A 15,906-nucleotide genomic window follows, 5' to 3' on the forward strand; every position below is an offset into this window, starting at 1 on the left:
GGCGATGAAGACATTGATCCGCAACCGGCTGTTCTGGCTGTTCCTCGCGTTGCTGTTCGCGTTGCCGGTGCTGCCCGGCGTGCTGCGGGTGCCGGAATACTGGATCACCCTGCTGAACTACATCGGGTTGTATTCGATCGTCGCGATCGGGCTCGTGCTGTTGACGGGCATCGGCGGGATGACGAGCTTCGGGCAGGCGGCCTTCGTCGGCATCGGGGCCTATGCGACCGCCTACCTGACGACTGCCTGGGGGTGGTCGCCGTGGCTCGGGCTGCTCGCCGGCGTGGTGCTGACGGCGCTGATCGCGCTGCTGCTCGGCGCGGTGACGATGCGGCTGTCGGGCCATTTCCTGCCGCTCGGCACGATCGCATGGGGGCTCGCGTTGTTCTTCCTGTTCGGCAATCTCGACCTGCTCGGCAAGTACGACGGGATCAACGGCATTCCCGCGCTGAGCGTGTTCGGCGTGACGCTCGACAGCGGGCGCGGCTTCTACTACCTGATCTGGGTCGTGGTGCTGGGCGCGGTGGTGTCGGTCCAGAACCTGCTGAACAGCCGGCCCGGCCGCGCGATCCGTGCGCTGCGCGGCGGCAGTGTAATGGCCGAGGCGATGGGCGTGAACACCGCGTGGATGCGTGTCGTGATCTTCGTGTATGCCGCGGTGCTCGCATCGGTGTCCGGCTTCCTGTACGCGCACCTGCAGCGCGCGGTGAATCCGACGCCGTTCGGTTTGAACCACGGCATCGAATTCCTGTTCATGGCGGTGGTCGGCGGCGTGGCGCACGTGTGGGGCGCGGTGCTCGGCGCGGCGATCCTCACCGTGCTGCAGGACTACCTGCAGACGCTGCTGCCGAAGCTGCTCGGCGAGGACGGCAACTTCGAGATCATCGTGTTCGGCGTGCTGATGGTGGTGCTGCTGCAGTATGCGCGGCAAGGCGTCTGGCCCTTTGTGGCCCGACTGTTTCCGCGCGAACCGGCTGCGATGGCGCCCGAACAGGCGGCGTCGCTGCCGCAGCGTGACAAGCCGCGCGCGGGCGATGCGCTGCTCGTCGTTGAGTGCGTGCGCAAGCAGTTCGGCGGGCTCGTCGCGGTCAACGACGTCAGCTTCGAGGTGAAGGCAGGGCAGATCATCGGCCTGATCGGCCCGAACGGCGCGGGCAAGTCGACCACATTCAATCTCGTGACGGGCGTGCTGCGGCCGACTTCCGGCTCGATCCGCTTCAGGGGCGAGCGGATCGATACGCTGGTTTCACGTGAAATCGTCGCGCGCGGGATTGGTCGGACGTTCCAGCACGTGAAGCTGCTGCCGTCGATGAGCGTGCTCGAGAACGTCGCGTTGGGTGCGCATCTGCGCGGCTCGACCGGCGTGTGGCGCAGCATTGCCCGGCTGAATGCGGTCGAGGAGGCGTGCCTGATGGCCGAAGCGGCGCGTCAGATCCGACGCGTTGGGCTCGAAGCGCACATGCACGACGAGGCCGGCAGCCTCGCGCTCGGGCAGCAGCGGATCCTGGAGATCGCGCGTGCGCTGTGCTGCGATCCGACCTTGCTGTTGCTGGACGAGCCGGCCGCCGGCCTGCGTTACCAGGAGAAGCAGCAACTGGCGGACCTGCTGCGCAGGCTTCGGGCGGAGGGCATGAGCGTGCTGCTGGTGGAGCACGACATGGATTTCGTGATGAATCTCACCGACCGGCTGGTCGTGATGGAATTCGGTACGCGGATCGCGGAAGGCTTGCCGGAGGAGGTCCAGAAAGACCCGGCGGTGCTGGAAGCTTATCTCGGCGGGGTGGAATGATGACGCAGCAGGCAACGACGCCGATTCTCGACGTGCGGGACCTCTCGGTGCGCTACGGCAAGGTCGAGGCGCTGCATGGCGCGGCGATCGCGGTCGGGGCAGGGCAGATCGTCAGCGTGATCGGACCGAACGGCGCGGGCAAATCGACGCTGCTCAATGCGCTCATGGGCGCACTGCCGGCCAGCGGTCATGCGGATGGGGCGGTGCGCTACCGCGGCGAACAGGTCGAGCGGCTGCCCGTCGAGCAGCGGGTGGCGCGCGGGATGTGCCTCGTGCCGGAGAAGCGCGAGCTGTTTGCGTCGATGTCGGTCGAGGACAACCTTGTGCTCGGCGCATACCGCCGCAAGCGCGCCGGGGACGCGCGCTTTCTCGATCAGCTCGATCCGGTGTTCTCGTTGTTTCCACGGCTCAAGGAACGGCGCCGTCAGGCGGCCGGCACGCTGTCCGGCGGGGAGCGGCAGATGCTGGCGGTCGGCCGTGCGTTGATGGGAAAGCCGGACTTGCTGATGCTCGATGAGCCGAGCCTTGGTCTGGCCCCGCTGATCGTGAAGGAGATCTTCCATATCATCAGCGCGCTGCGCAGCACCGGGGTCGCGACGCTGTTGATCGAGCAGAACGCCCGGGCCGCGTTGCAGATCTCCGACTACGCCTATGTGCTGGAGACCGGCGAGTTCGCCTTGGAGGGGCCGGCGGCGCAGTTGGCGCGCAATCCACGGGTGATCGAAACCTACCTGGGCCTGGCCAGGAAGTCGGCCTAGGCGATCGCCGGGTGTTGGAAAAAGGCGGCGTGTTTCACGTGAAACACGCCGTTTTTGTTGGTTGGCCATTCGGATGAAATTCGGGCCAAAAGCGAACCCGCTATAATTCGCCCCATACATTTCTCTGAAGGTTCGTGCGCGGCCCCCCTCGCACGAAGTCCGCAATGCTTTTTCCCACTGAATTCGACGTAATCGTTGTCGGCGGCGGTCACGCCGGCACGGAAGCCGCTTTGGCGTCCGCCCGCATGGGCGTCAAGACGCTGCTGCTGACCCACAACATCGAGACGCTCGGGCAGATGAGCTGCAACCCGTCGATCGGCGGGATCGGCAAGGGTCATCTGGTCAAGGAAGTCGATGCCCTGGGCGGGGCGATGGCTGCCGCCACGGACGAAAGCGGTATCCAGTTCCGTATCTTGAACTCGTCCAAGGGGCCGGCGGTCCGCGCGACGCGCGCCCAGGCCGATCGCTTGCTGTACAAGCAGGCAATCCGGCACCGGCTCGAGAATCAGCCCAACCTGTGGCTGTTTCAGCAGGCAGTCGACGACCTGATCGTCGAAGGCGATCGCGTGGTCGGCGCGGTCACGCAGATCGGCATTCGCTTTCTCGCCAAGGCAGTGGTGCTCACGGCCGGAACCTTCCTCGACGGCAAGATCCACGTTGGCTTGAACAACTACACAGGCGGCCGCGCGGGCGATCCGGCGGCGGTCTCGCTGTCGGCGCGCCTGAAGGAATTGAAGCTGCCGCAAGGGCGCCTCAAGACTGGAACGCCGCCGCGCATCGACGGCCGAACGATCGATTTCTCGAAGCTGGAAGAGCAGCCCGGCGATCTGGATCCGATTCCTGTGTTCTCGTTCCTCGGCCGGGTGGAACAGCATCCGCAGCAAATGCCGTGCTGGGTCACACATACGAACGAACGCACGCACGACATCATCCGCGGTGGTCTCGACCGTTCGCCTATGTATACAGGCGTGATCGAAGGCGTCGGGCCGCGCTACTGCCCGTCGATCGAGGACAAGATTCACCGTTTCGCCTCGAAGGACGCGCACCAGATCTTCCTGGAGCCGGAAGGGCTGACGACCAACGAGTTCTACCCGAATGGGATCTCGACGAGCCTGCCGTTCGATGTGCAACTCGATCTCGTGCACTCGATGCGGGGTATGGAGCAGGCGCATATCCTGCGCCCGGGTTATGCGATCGAGTACGATTATTTCGATCCGCGCGGCCTGAAGGCATCACTCGAAACCAAGGTGATCAACGGCCTGTTTTTCGCGGGCCAGATCAACGGGACGACCGGGTACGAGGAAGCGGCGGCGCAAGGCTTGCTGGCCGGTATCAACGCGGGCCGCTATGCACAGGAGCAGGACGCGTGGTGCCCGCGTCGCGATCAGGCCTATCTGGGCGTGCTGGTCGACGATCTGGTGACGCGTGGCGTGCTGGAGCCGTACCGGATGTTCACGAGCCGGGCCGAGTACCGGTTGAGCCTGCGCGAGGACAATGCCGACATGCGCCTGACCGAGATCGGGCGTGAGCTGGGCGTCGTGGACGACGCTCGCTGGGATGCATTCAGCCGCAAGCGCGATGCTGTTTCACGTGAAACCGAACGCCTGCGCACGACCTGGGTAACGCCGAAGACCTTGCCGGCCGAAGAGGCGATGGCCTTGCTCGGCAAGCAGATCGATCACGAATACAGCCTGGCCGAGCTGCTGCGTCGCCCGGGTGTCAGCTACGAAGGCGTGTGCGGTTTGCGCAATGGCGAGTGTGGTCCGGCGGAAGCGCTGGCCGATGATCCGGTGTTGCTCGCACAGATCAACGAGCAGATCGAGATCGGGGTCAAGTATCAGGGTTACATCGAGCGTCAGGCGGACGAGATCGAGCGCAATGGTGCACATGAAAACACCCGTCTGCCGGAAGGGCTCGATTACACCGAGGTGCGCGGTTTGTCGTTCGAGGCGAGCCAGAAGCTGAATCAATTCCGCCCGGAGACGATCGGGCAGGCCTCGCGTATTTCGGGCATCACGCCCGCGGCGATTTCGCTGCTCATGGTTCACTTGAAGCGCGGGCTGGGTAGACGCGGCAACGGGAAGGGCGCGGCATCCACGGCAGACACGGGGGGCGCGCAAGTCCCGACGCAGCAATGACGGCGCGCCATCCGTCATCCCAGGCCAGCCGGGAAGCGCTGGCGGCCATGTTGTCCGACGGCGCGCAGGCGCTGGGCGTCGCGCTGACCGATGAGCGGCACGGCAAGCTGCTCGACTATGTGGCGCTGCTCGCGAAATGGAATGCGGTCTACAACCTGACCGCGATTCGCGATCCGCGCCAGATGCTGATCCAGCACATTCTCGATTCGCTGTCGATCGTGCCGCACCTGAGCCCGCGCGGCGCATCGTCCGTGCTGGACGTCGGTTCGGGCGGCGGTTTGCCCGGCATCGTGCTTGCGATCGTCTTGCCGGACTGGCAAGTCACGCTCAACGACATCGTTCACAAGAAGTCCGCATTCCAGAACCAGGCGAAGGCCGAGCTGAAGCTCGGCAATCTGTCCGTGGTCACGGGCCGGGTGGAATCGTTGCGGCCGGGTGTCGAGGTGCCGAATAAATTCGATGCAATCGTCTCGCGGGCATTCGCGGATCTCTCCGACTTCGTTACACTTGCCCGGCATCTGGTTGCGCCGGGTGGGGCGATCTGGGCGATGAAGGGCGTGCATCCTGACGACGAGATCGCGCGCCTGCCGGATGGGGCGCACGTGAAGCAGACGATCCGTCTGGTCGTGCCGATGCTCGAGGCGGAGCGGCACATGATCCAAGTCGAGCTCGACGAAGCAATTTAACCGGGGCGCGCTGTCGCGCCCGGACTGTTTGAAGTAAAGAGGGACACACCAACGATGGCAAAGATCTTCTGCGTGGCGAACCAGAAGGGTGGCGTCGGCAAGACGACGACGACGGTCAATCTCGCCGCGAGCCTGGCGGCGCAGGATCAGCGCGTATTGCTGATCGACCTGGATCCGCAGGGCAATGCCACGATGGGCAGCGGGATCGACAAGGCGGAATGTGAATCGACCGTCTACGAGGTGCTGGTCGACGGCGTGACGGTTGTCGATGCGCGGGTGCGTCCGGAAGCGGTGAAGTACGACGTACTGCCGGCGAACCGCGAGCTGGCCGGTGCGGAAATCGAGCTGGTGAGCATGGAGAACCGCGAGCGGCAGCTGAAAGCGGCGCTCGAGAAGGTCGAGGACGACTACGATTTCGTCCTCATCGATTGCCCGCCGGCCTTGTCGCTGCTGACGCTGAACGGCCTGTGCGCCGCGCACGGCGTGGTGATCCCGATGCAGTGCGAGTACTTCGCGCTGGAGGGGCTGTCGGATCTCGTCAATACGATCAAGCAGGTGCACGCGAACATGAACCGCGACCTGAAGGTGATCGGCCTGCTGCGCGTGATGTTCGATCCGCGCATCACGCTGCAGCAGCAGGTGTCGGACCAGCTGAAGGCGCACTTCGGCGACAAGGTGTTCGATGCGGTGATTCCGCGCAACGTGCGCCTGGCCGAGGCGCCCAGCTACGGGTTGCCGGGCGTGGTGTTCGATCGCGGCTCGCGCGGTGCGCAGGCCTATATTCAATTCGGCGCGGAAATGATCGAGCGGGTTCGCGCGCTGTAAGCGCGACGCCTTGGCAACGAGCGAATCGAGGAATACGAGATGAATGCGGTAGCAAAGAAGAAGGGGCTGGGGCGCGGCCTGGAGGCGCTGCTCGGCGGCACCGCCGACATCACCGAGGCCGTCAAGATCGAGGGTGCGCCGAACGTGCTCGCGCTCGGCAAGCTGCAGGCGGGCAAGTATCAGCCGCGTACCCGCATGGACGAGGGCAGCCTGCAGGAGCTGGCTGCCAGCATTCGCGCGCAGGGGATCATGCAGCCGATCCTGGTGCGTCCGATTTCGTCTGATAAATTCGAAATCATCGCGGGGGAGCGTCGCTTCCGCGCGGCGCGCCTGGCGGGCCTCGAGGAAGTGCCGGTGCTGGTGAAGGATGTGTCGGATCAGGCCGCGGCGGCGATGGCGCTGATCGAGAACATCCAGCGCGAGGATCTGAACCCGCTCGAAGAAGCGCACGGCATCCAGCGCCTGCTCGACGAATTCGGTTTCACGCACGAGCAGGCGGCGGAGTCGGTCGGCCGTTCGCGCAGCGCGGTGTCGAACCTGCTGCGTCTGCTGAATCTCGCCAACCCCGTGCAGACGATGCTGCTCGCGGGCGATCTCGACATGGGGCATGCGCGCGCGCTGCTCGCCGTCGACGCGGCGACGCAGATCACGCTGGCGCACCAGGTCGTCAACAAGCGGATGTCGGTGCGCGAGACGGAGAAGCTCGTCACGCACACGACGAAGGCGGAGCCTGCCGTCAAGGCGCGCGCGAAGGACGACGGCGGTCGCGATACCCGCCGTCTCGAAGAGGAGCTGTCTGATCTGCTCGCATCGAACGTGAAGATCAAGGTCGGGCGTCGCGGCCGCGGGCAGCTGACGATCGATTTCGGCGACCTCGACGCGCTCGAAGGGATTCTCGTGCGCTTGCGTGGCAACGTCGCCGCGTGACCGCGCACGTATGACGTCGGCGGTCGCGCGCGCGCTCGGCGGTCTCGCCGGGCTCGTCCGCCGCGAGCCGATCCTGTCGATCCTGGTGGTCGCGCTGCTTGCGCTGCAGGCGGTGCGTCCGCTGCCGGCGGCCGCGCTCGCGCGGCTCGTCGACTGGCAGACGGTGGCGACGCTGGCCGGCCTGCTGATGCTGACCAAGGCGCTCGAATTATCAGGATTCCTGATGTGGCTCGCGCACCGCATCGTGCGGCGCGTGCGCTCGGAGCGGGCTTTGGCTGCGTTGCTCGTGGTGTTCGCGGCGGCGCTGTCGCTGTGGTTGACCAACGATGTCGCGTTGTTCGTCGTGATCCCGCTCGTCGTCTCGCTGCGCGCGCTGACGCCCTTGCCGTTCCGGCGGCTCGTGATCCACATCGCGATCGCGGTCAACGCGGGCGCGATCGCCACGCCGTTCGGCAATCCCCAGAATCTTTTTCTATGGCAGTTGAGCGGCGTGTCGTTCGGTCGCTTCGTGGTCACGCTCGGGCCGCTTGCGCTCGCGCTGATGGCCTTGCTGCTCGTGCTGACGGCGTGCGCGTTTCGCGCGAAGCCTCTCGATCTGTCGGGCGATGTCGTCGCGCTGCCGGTGCAGCGCATGCACGCGCTGATCGCCGTGGCGTTGTTCGCCGCGTTCGTGCCGCTCGCCGATGCGCATCATCCGTTGCCCGGCCTGCTCGGCGTGGCGATCGTGCTGTTCGTCATGAGGCGCGATGCCGTCCTGAAGATCGACTGGTTGCTGCTGCTGATTTTCGTGCTGATGTTCGTCGTGCTGCGCAGCGCGGCCGCGCTGCCCGTCGTGCACGAGACGATCGCAGGCACTCATCTCGATTCGCCGCTGCGCGTGTTCTTGGCGGGGGCCGTGCTGTCGCAGGGCATCAGCAACGTGCCGGCGGCGATCCTGCTGTCGGAATTCACGCGCGACTGGCGTGCCCTGGCATTCGGCGTGTCGGTCGGCGGCTTTGGTCTCGCGATCGGCTCGCTCGCGAACCTGATTGCCGTGCGCCTCGCGAAGGAGCCGCGCATGTGGCTGCCGTTCCACCTCGTGTCGATTCCGTTCGCGCTGGCGAGCGCGGCGCTGGGGGCGTGGCTGCTGCTTCATGGCTGAGCGTGGCGGCAGAGGTGTGCGGGCCGGATCGCGAGGGCGGGGCACAGCGTGGGTCGCGATTGCGCGTCACGGGCGGCGGGGCGATTCACGGCGCATCGGCCGGACTGTGGCGGTGTGACAACTGATGCCCGGCATCGGTGTGTTCGCAGTCGGGCGATCGCATGGGGTGCCGACGGCCGGCGTGCTGCCCGCATGCGGCCCGCGATGCTCGTCCTGCGCATTGCCTTGAATGGCTTCAGGCCGCGACAGCGCGGCAAATCTTCCCGACCGCGCCCGTCGCAGCGCATATCGAGCGACGTTTCCGCTGTTTCCATGCTTGCCGGAATTTTTCGGGCACCCAATACCGGCGCAAAAATCCGCCCCATTGTGCGTTGCCGGCCGGCGTGTTTTTCACATGATGATGTGGCGTTTCGCGCAGATTTTTGTCGTGTCTAAAGCCTTGAATCACCTGCAACTATCGCTTACAATCGCCCGGATTTGTTAGCTAGGCACCCCCGAAAGCTTTCGGAAAGTTTGGGGCGGACTGAGATTTTGCGGAAGGTTGCGATGGCGGGTCAGGAGGAGCCGATCAATGGGCACGACAAGCACAGCGCACAACGCAGCATCGAACCGGCTGTGAAGCGGCACGCGGCCGCCGCCGACTGGGATGCCGAGCAGCAAGACGACAATACAATCGTTCCGCTTACGCGGGCCGAAGCGGAAACGCTGTTCGGGCCGGAGGTAAGCCGACCCTCGCGGGTCACGCCCTATCGGGTAGTGATCGCGCAAGTGGTTCTGTCCTTGGTTGCAACGCTGGCGTGGTGGCTGTTTTCCTCGAAGCCGCCGGGTGCCGCTGCGCAATCCGCATTCCTGGGCGGGGCGATTGGCTGGGTGCCGAGCGCATTGTTCGCGGCGCGTTTGAGGCGGGGCGGTGCCGACTCCGTGATGGGCTGGGTGGTCGGTGAAGTACTGAAGATGGGCGCGACGATCGCACTGTTTGTGGCGATCGCCGTGTGGTACCCCGGGGTGCACTGGGTACCGCTGCTCGTCACGTACCTGCTCGTGTTGAAGACGTACTGGATAGCGTTGGCCTGGCGATAGACTATGAAACCCTGCGCGGTTCGACCGGAACATGCGCAGGCGCGTTCCCGCAATAGAGTGTTGCGGTGAAGCGGATAGACCGATTTTCGACAATTTGGGTGGCACTAACGATTATGGCAACCAGCGAAGGCTCGCGTGCTCTGGATCCGTCCGAGTACATTGCGCACCACTTGCAGAATTTCTCCACCGCGCACCAGACGTCGATTTTCGATATCCATGTCTGGAATCTCGACACGTTGTTCTGGTCGATCGTCTGCGGTCTCGCCACGATCCTCATCCTGTACATGGCTGCCCGCAAGGCAACGCCGGGCGTGCCGGGTCGTTTCCAGTGCCTGATCGAAATGATCGTCGAGATGGTCGAAGACCAGTCGAAGGCGGTCGTGCACGGCAATCGTACCTTCATTGCGCCGCTCGCGCTGACCGTGTTCATCTGGGTCGCGCTGATGAACTCCCTCGACTTCCTGCCCGTCGACCTGCCGGGTCGCATCATCGGCTGGCTCGGCCTGTCGCAAGTCATCCCGCATCACCGCATCGTCCCGACGGCCGATCTCAACGGCACGCTCGGCATCGCACTCGGCGTGTTCGTGCTGATGATCTATTACAGCATCAAGATCAAGGGCCCGGGCGGCTTCGTGCATGAGCTCGTGTCGGCCCCGTTCGGTGCGCATCCGCTGCTGTGGATCCCGAACCTCGGCCTGAACATCGTGGAATACGTCGCCAAGACCGTGTCGCTCGGCATGCGGCTGTTCGGCAACATGTATGCAGGCGAACTGCTGTTCCTGCTGATCGCCCTGCTCGGCAGCATGTGGGGCTTCGGCGCGGACGCGTCGGTGCTCGGCTTCGTCGGCCACATCCTCGCAGGCAGCATCTGGGCGGTCTTCCACATCCTTATCGTGTTGCTGCAAGCGTTCATCTTCATGATGCTGACGCTGGTGTATCTCGGTCAGGCGCACGAGTCGCACTAAGCGGCCGGACGAATCAAGCAGGTTTGTTTTTAGTTTTTTAATTCCAGTTCCAAGTCTTTTCACAAAGGAGTGATCATGCAAGCTTTCATCGCCAACATCCAGGGTCTGACCGCTATCGGCATCGGTATCATCATCGGCCTGGGTGCAATCGGCGCCTGTATCGGTATCGGTCTGATGGGTGGCAAGTACATCGAAGCATGTGCACGTCAGCCTGAACTGATCAACCCGCTGCAAACCAAGATGTTCCTGCTGGCGGGCCTGATCGATGCAGCGTTCCTGATTGGCGTTGGTGTGGCAATGCTGTTTGCATTCGCGAACCCGCTCCTGTCGAAGCTCGCAGGCTAAGGTTCCTCGGAAGCATTGCGCCAGCGATCGCCGGCGCAGGGTGGAACGGAAGACGAGCGCCAATCGAACTCACATTCGACGCGCTCCTCCTCGTTTCAATTTCCGGAATAGCAGATAAGGAAACACCGTGAATCTCAACGCAACCCTGTTTGCGCAAATGGTCGTGTTCCTGATCCTCGCGTGGTTCACGATGAAATTCGTGTGGCCGCCGTTGATCAACGCCCTCGACGAGCGCTCGAAGAAAATTGCCGACGGCCTCTCCGCCGCGGAAAAGGGTCAGGCGGAACTCGCAGCGGCGCACAAGCGCGTCGATCAGGAACTCGCGCAGGCCCGTAACGACGGTCAACAACGCGTTGCCGAAGCTGAAAAGCGCGCGCAGTCGGTCGCCGAAGAAATCAAGGCGCAAGCCCATGCCGAAGCCGCCCGCATCATCGCCCAGGCGAAGGCGGACGCGGATCAGCAAATCGTGAAGGCCCGTGAAACGCTGCGCGGCGAAGTCGCCACGCTGGCGGTCAAGGGCGCCGAGCAGATCCTGAAGCGCGAAGTCGATCAAACGGCCCACGCCGAACTGCTGAATCAACTGAAAGCCGAGCTCTGATCATGGCCGAACTTGCAACCATCGCCCGCCCTTACGCAGAAGCGCTGTTCCGCGTGGCCGAGGGTGGTGATATCGCCGCCTGGTCCACGCTCGTGCAAGAGCTGGCTCAGGTTGCGCACCTGCCCGAAGTGCTGTCCGTCGCGTCGAGCCCGAAAGTGAGCCGCGCGCAGGTCAACGAGCTGCTGCTCGCCGCGGTGAAATCGCCGCTGGCAGCCAGCGTGGAAGCGAAGAACTTCGTGCAGATGCTGGTCGAAAATCACCGTATCGCGCTGCTGCCGGAAATCTCCACGCAGTTCGACGAGCTGAAGAACGCGCGCGAAGGCGCGGCAGACGTGCAGATCGTCAGCGCGTTTCCGCTCGAAGGCGCACAGCTCACCGAACTCATCGCCAACCTTGAACGCAAGTTCAAGCGCAAGCTGAAGCCGACGGTCGAGATCGATTCGTCGCTGATCGGCGGCGTGCGCGTGACGGTCGGTGACGAAGTGCTCGATACCTCGGTCCGCGCGCGGCTCGCCAGCATGCAGACAGCCTTGAGCGCTTGAGCGCCCAGGCAGCCGGCACGCAACAGAATTGACTATCAGGAGCGAATAATGCAACTCAATCCCTCTGAGATCAGCGAGCTGATCAAGAGCCGGATCCAGGGCCTTGAAGCGAGCGCAGACGTTCGCAACCAGGGCACCGTGATCTCCGTGACCGACGGCATCGTGCGTATCCACGGCCTGTCGGACGTGATGCAGGGCGAAATGCTCGAGTTCCCGGGCAACACGTTCGGCCTCGCGCTGAACCTCGAGCGCGACTCGGTCGGCGCGGTGATTCTCGGCGAATACGAACACATCTCGGAAGGCGACATCGTCAAGACGACGGGCCGCATTCTCGAAGTCCCGGTCGGTCCGGAACTCGTCGGCCGCGTGGTCGACGCGCTCGGCAACCCGATCGACGGCAAGGGCCCGGTCAACGCGAAGCTGACCGACGCGATCGAAAAGATCGCCCCGGGCGTGATCTGGCGCAAGTCGGTGTCGCAGCCGGTGCAGACGGGCATCAAGTCGATCGACGCGATGGTGCCGATCGGCCGCGGCCAGCGCGAGCTGATCATCGGCGACCGTCAGTGCGGCAAGACCGCGGTGGCGCTCGACGCGATCATCAACCAGAAGGGCAAGGACCTGATCTGTATCTACGTCGCGATCGGCCAGAAGGCTTCGTCGATCATGAACGTGGTGCGCAAGCTCGAAGAAACCGGCGCGATGGCGTACACGATCGTCGTCGCCGCTTCGGCATCGGATTCCGCCGCGATGCAGTACCTGGCGCCGTACGCCGGCTGCACGATGGGCGAATACTTCCGCGACCGCGGCCAGGACGCGCTGATCATCTATGACGATTTGACCAAGCAAGCCTGGGCATACCGTCAGATCTCGCTGCTGCTGCGCCGCCCGCCGGGCCGTGAAGCCTACCCGGGCGACGTGTTCTATCTGCACTCGCGTCTGCTCGAGCGTGCGGCCCGCGTCTCGGAAGAGTACGTCGAGAAGTTCACGAACGGCGAAGTGAAGGGCAAGAGCGGCTCGCTGACGGCGCTGCCCGTCATCGAAACGCAGGCAGGCGACGTGACCGCGTTCGTTCCGACGAACGTGATCTCGATCACCGACGGCCAGATCTTCCTGGAAACCGACCTGTTCAACGCAGGCATCCGCCCGGCAATCAACGCCGGCGTGTCGGTGTCGCGCGTCGGCGGCGCCGCCCAGACGAAGGTCGTGAAGAAGCTGTCGGGCGGTATCCGTACCGACCTCGCGCAGTATCGTGAACTGGCTGCGTTCGCGCAGTTCGCGTCGGACCTCGACGAAGCGACCCGCAAGCAGCTCGAGCGCGGCCGCCGCGTGACGGAACTGCTGAAGCAGCCGCAGTACCAGCCGCTGCAGGTCTGGGAACTGGCCGTGTCGCTGTACGCCGCGAACAACGGCTACCTCGACGACCTCGACGTCAAGCAAGTGCTGCCGTTCGAGAAGGGCCTGCGCGACAACCTGAAGACCAGCCACGCTGACCTCATCAAGCGCATCGAAGACACCAAGGATCTCTCGAAGGACGACGAAGGCGCGCTGCGCGCGGCGATCGAATCCTTCAAGAAATCGGGTGCCTATTGATCCGCGAGTGACACACTGAGGCTGCGCGGGGGCTGACGCACCCGCGCCGCTTCGGTCAAGGAGCAAGCTATGGCTGGAATGAAGGAAATTCGCGGCAAGATCAAGAGCGTGCAGAACACGCGCAAGATCACGAAGGCGATGGAGATGGTGGCCGCATCGAAGATGCGCCGCGCGCAGGAACGCATGCGCGCCGCGCGTCCGTACGCGGACAAGGTCCGTGCCATCGCCTCGCACATGAGCCGTGCGAACCCGGAGTACCGCCACCCGTTCGTGGTGGCGAACGACGGCGCGAAGACGGCCGGCATCATCCTCGTCACGACGGACAAGGGGCTGTGCGGCGGGCTGAACACCAACGTGCTGCGCGCGACGGTGCAGAAGTTCAAGGAGCTGGAAGAGAAGGGCCAGAAGGTCGAAGCCACCGCGATCGGCGGCAAGGGCCTCGGCTTCCTGAACCGCTTCGGCGCGAAGGTGATGTCGCAGGTCTCGCATCTCGGCGACACCCCGCATCTCGACAAGCTGATCGGCGCCGTGAAGACGCAGCTCGATCTGTACTCGGAAGGCAAGCTGTCAGCGGTTTATATCGCGTACACGCGCTTCGTCAACACGATGAAGCAGGAAGCGGTGATCGAACAGCTGCTGCCGCTGTCGTCGGAGCACTTCGAGGCGAATGACGGCACGCCGTCGACGTCGTGGGACTACATCTACGAGCCGGACGCGCAGGCCGTCGTCGACGAACTGCTCGTGCGTTACGTCGAGGCGCTGGTGTACCAGGCCGTCGCGGAGAACATGGCGTCCGAGCAATCGGCGCGGATGGTCGCGATGAAGGCCGCGTCCGACAACGCGAAGACGGTGATCAGCGAACTGCAGCTCGTGTACAACAAGAGCCGTCAGGCCGCGATTACGAAAGAACTGTCGGAGATCGTCGGCGGCGCAGCCGCTGTTTAAGCGGGCGCCCGGAACGACAACTGCGCCCTTGCGCGAGTAAAGAATCAGGTATTTAAAGGAAAAGCGATGAGTACTGCTGCTTTGGTAGAAGGCAAGATCGTACAGTGCATCGGCGCCGTTATCGACGTGGAATTCCCGCGCGACAGCATGCCGAAGATCTACGACGCGCTCATTCTCGATGGCTCGGAACTGACGCTCGAAGTCCAGCAGCAGCTGGGCGACGGCGTGGTCCGCACCATCTGTCTGGGTGCATCCGACGGCCTGCGCCGCGGTCTGGTGGTGAAGAACACGCGGAAGCCGATCTCGGTGCCGGTCGGCAAGCCGACCCTCGGCCGGATCATGGACGTGCTCGGCCGTCCGATCGACGAAGCGGGCCCGATCGAAAGCGAAACGACGCGTTCGATCCACCAGAAGGCGCCGGCGTTCGACGAACTGTCGCCGTCGACCGAACTGCTCGAAACCGGCATCAAGGTCATCGACCTGATCTGCCCGTTCGCGAAGGGCGGCAAGGTCGGTCTGTTCGGTGGTGCAGGGGTGGGCAAGACCGTCAACATGATGGAGCTCATCAACAACATCGCGAAGGAGCACGGCGGTTACTCCGTGTTCGCGGGCGTGGGCGAGCGTACCCGTGAAGGGAACGACTTCTACCACGAAATGAAGGACTCGAACGTTCTCGACAAGGTCGCGCTCGTGTACGGCCAGATGAACGAGCCGCCGGGCAACCGTCTGCGCGTCGCGCTGACCGGCCTGACGATGGCCGAGCACTTCCGTGACGAAGGCCTCGACGTGCTGTTCTTCGTCGACAACATCTACCGTTTCACGCTGGCCGGTACCGAAGTGTCGGCACTGCTCGGCCGGATGCCGTCGGCCGTGGGCTATCAGCCGACGCTGGCTGAAGAAATGGGCAAGCTGCAGGAACGGATCACGTCGACCAAGACGGGCTCGATCACGTCGGTCCAGGCCGTGTACGTCCCTGCGGATGACTTGACCGACCCGTCGCCGGCGACCACCTTCGGTCACTTGGACGCAACCGTCGTGCTGTCGCGTGACATCGCCTCGCTGGGTATCTACCCGGCAGTCGATCCGCTCGATTCGACCTCGCGCCAGATCGACCCGAACGTGATCGGCGAAGAGCACTACACGATCACGCGCGGCGTGCAGCAGACGCTGCAGCGCTACAAGGAACTGCGCGACATCATCGCGATTCTGGGCATGGACGAACTGTCGCCGGAAGACAAGCTGTCGGTCGCGCGCGCGCGGAAGATCCAGCGTTTCCTGTCGCAGCCGTTCCACGTCGCGGAAGTGTTCACGGGCTCGCCGGGCAAGTACGTGCCGCTGAAGGAAACGATCCGTGGCTTCAAGATGATCGTCGACGGCGAGTGCGACCACCTGCCGGAACAAGCGTTCTACATGGTCGGCACGATCGACGAAGCCTTCGAGAAGGCCAAGAAGATCCAGTAAGGGTTCGAGTGGTCGCATGCTGGCGCAGTACCGGCCGGGATTATTAGTCCGACTGTTATCCCGGGCGGTTGCGCCGGCCGCAATACGCTCAACCCGTGCATGAGATTGGAGTCGAT

At 64.1% G+C, this 15,906-nt stretch carries 15 protein-coding genes; all 15 read left to right on the plus strand.

The window, feature by feature from the left end:
- The first annotated feature begins 4 nt into the window (after positions 1 to 4).
- The 15 genes from AC1RQF_RS04245 to atpD all read left to right on the plus strand — a co-directional run bounded on the left by AC1RQF_RS04245 (position 5) and on the right by atpD (position 15,790).
- Positions 5 to 1,789 (plus strand): branched-chain amino acid ABC transporter ATP-binding protein/permease, encoded by a 1,785-nt coding sequence (locus AC1RQF_RS04245; RefSeq protein ID WP_492871380.1) that lies wholly within the window; start codon positions 5 to 7, stop codon positions 1,787 to 1,789.
- Complete coding sequence (locus tag AC1RQF_RS04250; RefSeq protein WP_443111607.1) at positions 1,789 to 2,547, plus strand: ABC transporter ATP-binding protein; 759 nt, start codon at positions 1,789 to 1,791, stop codon at positions 2,545 to 2,547. The genes AC1RQF_RS04245 and AC1RQF_RS04250 overlap by 1 nt, the downstream gene beginning before the upstream one ends.
- A 164-nt stretch (positions 2,548 to 2,711) precedes the next feature.
- Complete coding sequence (gene mnmG / locus AC1RQF_RS04255; protein ID WP_274000147.1) at positions 2,712 to 4,685, plus strand: tRNA uridine-5-carboxymethylaminomethyl(34) synthesis enzyme MnmG; 1,974 nt, start codon at positions 2,712 to 2,714, stop codon at positions 4,683 to 4,685.
- A gap of 47 nt (positions 4,686 to 4,732) precedes the next feature.
- Positions 4,733 to 5,371: a 16S rRNA (guanine(527)-N(7))-methyltransferase RsmG gene (rsmG, locus tag AC1RQF_RS04260; RefSeq protein WP_274004410.1), complete on the plus strand. Its 639-nt coding sequence runs from the start codon at positions 4,733 to 4,735 to the stop codon at positions 5,369 to 5,371.
- Between the two features lie 54 nt (positions 5,372 to 5,425).
- Positions 5,426 to 6,196: a ParA family protein gene (locus AC1RQF_RS04265; protein ID WP_274000150.1), complete on the plus strand. Its 771-nt coding sequence runs from the start codon at positions 5,426 to 5,428 to the stop codon at positions 6,194 to 6,196.
- Positions 6,197 to 6,235: 39 nt separating this feature from the next.
- Entirely contained in the window at positions 6,236 to 7,123 is an 888-nt protein-coding gene (locus tag AC1RQF_RS04270) for a ParB/RepB/Spo0J family partition protein (RefSeq protein WP_274000153.1), read from the plus strand.
- A gap of 10 nt (positions 7,124 to 7,133) precedes the next feature.
- Complete coding sequence (locus tag AC1RQF_RS04275) at positions 7,134 to 8,264, plus strand: SLC13 family permease (RefSeq protein ID WP_274000156.1); 1,131 nt, start codon at positions 7,134 to 7,136, stop codon at positions 8,262 to 8,264.
- A gap of 546 nt (positions 8,265 to 8,810) precedes the next feature.
- Positions 8,811 to 9,344, plus strand: a complete 534-nt coding sequence (locus AC1RQF_RS04280; protein WP_274000158.1) for an ATP synthase subunit I — start codon at positions 8,811 to 8,813, stop codon at positions 9,342 to 9,344.
- Between the two features lie 113 nt (positions 9,345 to 9,457).
- Complete coding sequence (gene atpB, locus AC1RQF_RS04285) at positions 9,458 to 10,309, plus strand: F0F1 ATP synthase subunit A (protein ID WP_274000161.1); 852 nt, start codon at positions 9,458 to 9,460, stop codon at positions 10,307 to 10,309.
- A 75-nt stretch (positions 10,310 to 10,384) separates the two neighbouring features.
- The gene (gene atpE, locus AC1RQF_RS04290) at positions 10,385 to 10,654 is read left to right on the plus strand and encodes a F0F1 ATP synthase subunit C (protein ID WP_025990054.1); all 270 of its coding nucleotides are present in this window, start codon (positions 10,385 to 10,387) and stop codon (positions 10,652 to 10,654) included.
- Positions 10,655 to 10,781: 127 nt separating this feature from the next.
- Positions 10,782 to 11,252: a F0F1 ATP synthase subunit B gene (locus AC1RQF_RS04295; protein ID WP_274000169.1), complete on the plus strand. Its 471-nt coding sequence runs from the start codon at positions 10,782 to 10,784 to the stop codon at positions 11,250 to 11,252.
- A gap of 2 nt (positions 11,253 to 11,254) precedes the next feature.
- The gene (locus tag AC1RQF_RS04300; protein ID WP_274000172.1) at positions 11,255 to 11,794 is read left to right on the plus strand and encodes a F0F1 ATP synthase subunit delta; all 540 of its coding nucleotides are present in this window, start codon (positions 11,255 to 11,257) and stop codon (positions 11,792 to 11,794) included.
- A gap of 48 nt (positions 11,795 to 11,842) precedes the next feature.
- Positions 11,843 to 13,384 (plus strand): F0F1 ATP synthase subunit alpha, encoded by a 1,542-nt coding sequence (atpA, locus tag AC1RQF_RS04305; protein ID WP_252982015.1) that lies wholly within the window; start codon positions 11,843 to 11,845, stop codon positions 13,382 to 13,384.
- A gap of 69 nt (positions 13,385 to 13,453) precedes the next feature.
- Positions 13,454 to 14,329 carry a F0F1 ATP synthase subunit gamma gene (atpG, locus tag AC1RQF_RS04310; RefSeq protein ID WP_274000174.1) on the plus strand — a complete coding sequence of 292 codons (876 nt, stop codon included), beginning with the start codon at positions 13,454 to 13,456 and terminating at the stop codon, positions 14,327 to 14,329.
- Positions 14,330 to 14,395: 66 nt separating this feature from the next.
- Positions 14,396 to 15,790 carry a F0F1 ATP synthase subunit beta gene (gene atpD / locus AC1RQF_RS04315; RefSeq protein ID WP_274000176.1) on the plus strand — a complete coding sequence of 465 codons (1,395 nt, stop codon included), beginning with the start codon at positions 14,396 to 14,398 and terminating at the stop codon, positions 15,788 to 15,790.
- The last annotated feature ends 116 nt before the right edge of the window (positions 15,791 to 15,906 follow it).

The organism is Burkholderia sp. GW821-FHT14F03, from assembly GCF_058803765.1.

What these genes read in the sequence shown, in the direction of transcription:
- AC1RQF_RS04245 (WP_492871380.1), top strand. Translation starts at nt 5, where the DNA reads ATGAAGACATTGATCCGCAACCGGCTGTTCTGGCTGTTCCTCGCGTTG.
- AC1RQF_RS04250 (WP_443111607.1), top strand. Translation starts at nt 1,789, where the DNA reads ATGACGCAGCAGGCAACGACGCCGATTCTCGACGTGCGGGACCTCTCG.
- mnmG (WP_274000147.1), top strand. Translation starts at nt 2,712, where the DNA reads ATGCTTTTTCCCACTGAATTCGACGTAATCGTTGTCGGCGGCGGTCAC.
- rsmG (WP_274004410.1), top strand. Translation starts at nt 4,733, where the DNA reads ATGTTGTCCGACGGCGCGCAGGCGCTGGGCGTCGCGCTGACCGATGAG.
- AC1RQF_RS04265 (WP_274000150.1), top strand. Translation starts at nt 5,426, where the DNA reads ATGGCAAAGATCTTCTGCGTGGCGAACCAGAAGGGTGGCGTCGGCAAG.
- AC1RQF_RS04270 (WP_274000153.1), top strand. Translation starts at nt 6,236, where the DNA reads ATGAATGCGGTAGCAAAGAAGAAGGGGCTGGGGCGCGGCCTGGAGGCG.
- AC1RQF_RS04275 (WP_274000156.1), top strand. Translation starts at nt 7,134, where the DNA reads ATGACGTCGGCGGTCGCGCGCGCGCTCGGCGGTCTCGCCGGGCTCGTC.
- AC1RQF_RS04280 (WP_274000158.1), top strand. Translation starts at nt 8,811, where the DNA reads ATGGCGGGTCAGGAGGAGCCGATCAATGGGCACGACAAGCACAGCGCA.
- atpB (WP_274000161.1), top strand. Translation starts at nt 9,458, where the DNA reads ATGGCAACCAGCGAAGGCTCGCGTGCTCTGGATCCGTCCGAGTACATT.
- atpE (WP_025990054.1), top strand. Translation starts at nt 10,385, where the DNA reads ATGCAAGCTTTCATCGCCAACATCCAGGGTCTGACCGCTATCGGCATC.
- AC1RQF_RS04300 (WP_274000172.1), top strand. Translation starts at nt 11,255, where the DNA reads ATGGCCGAACTTGCAACCATCGCCCGCCCTTACGCAGAAGCGCTGTTC.
- atpA (WP_252982015.1), top strand. Translation starts at nt 11,843, where the DNA reads ATGCAACTCAATCCCTCTGAGATCAGCGAGCTGATCAAGAGCCGGATC.
- atpG (WP_274000174.1), top strand. Translation starts at nt 13,454, where the DNA reads ATGGCTGGAATGAAGGAAATTCGCGGCAAGATCAAGAGCGTGCAGAAC.
- atpD (WP_274000176.1), top strand. Translation starts at nt 14,396, where the DNA reads ATGAGTACTGCTGCTTTGGTAGAAGGCAAGATCGTACAGTGCATCGGC.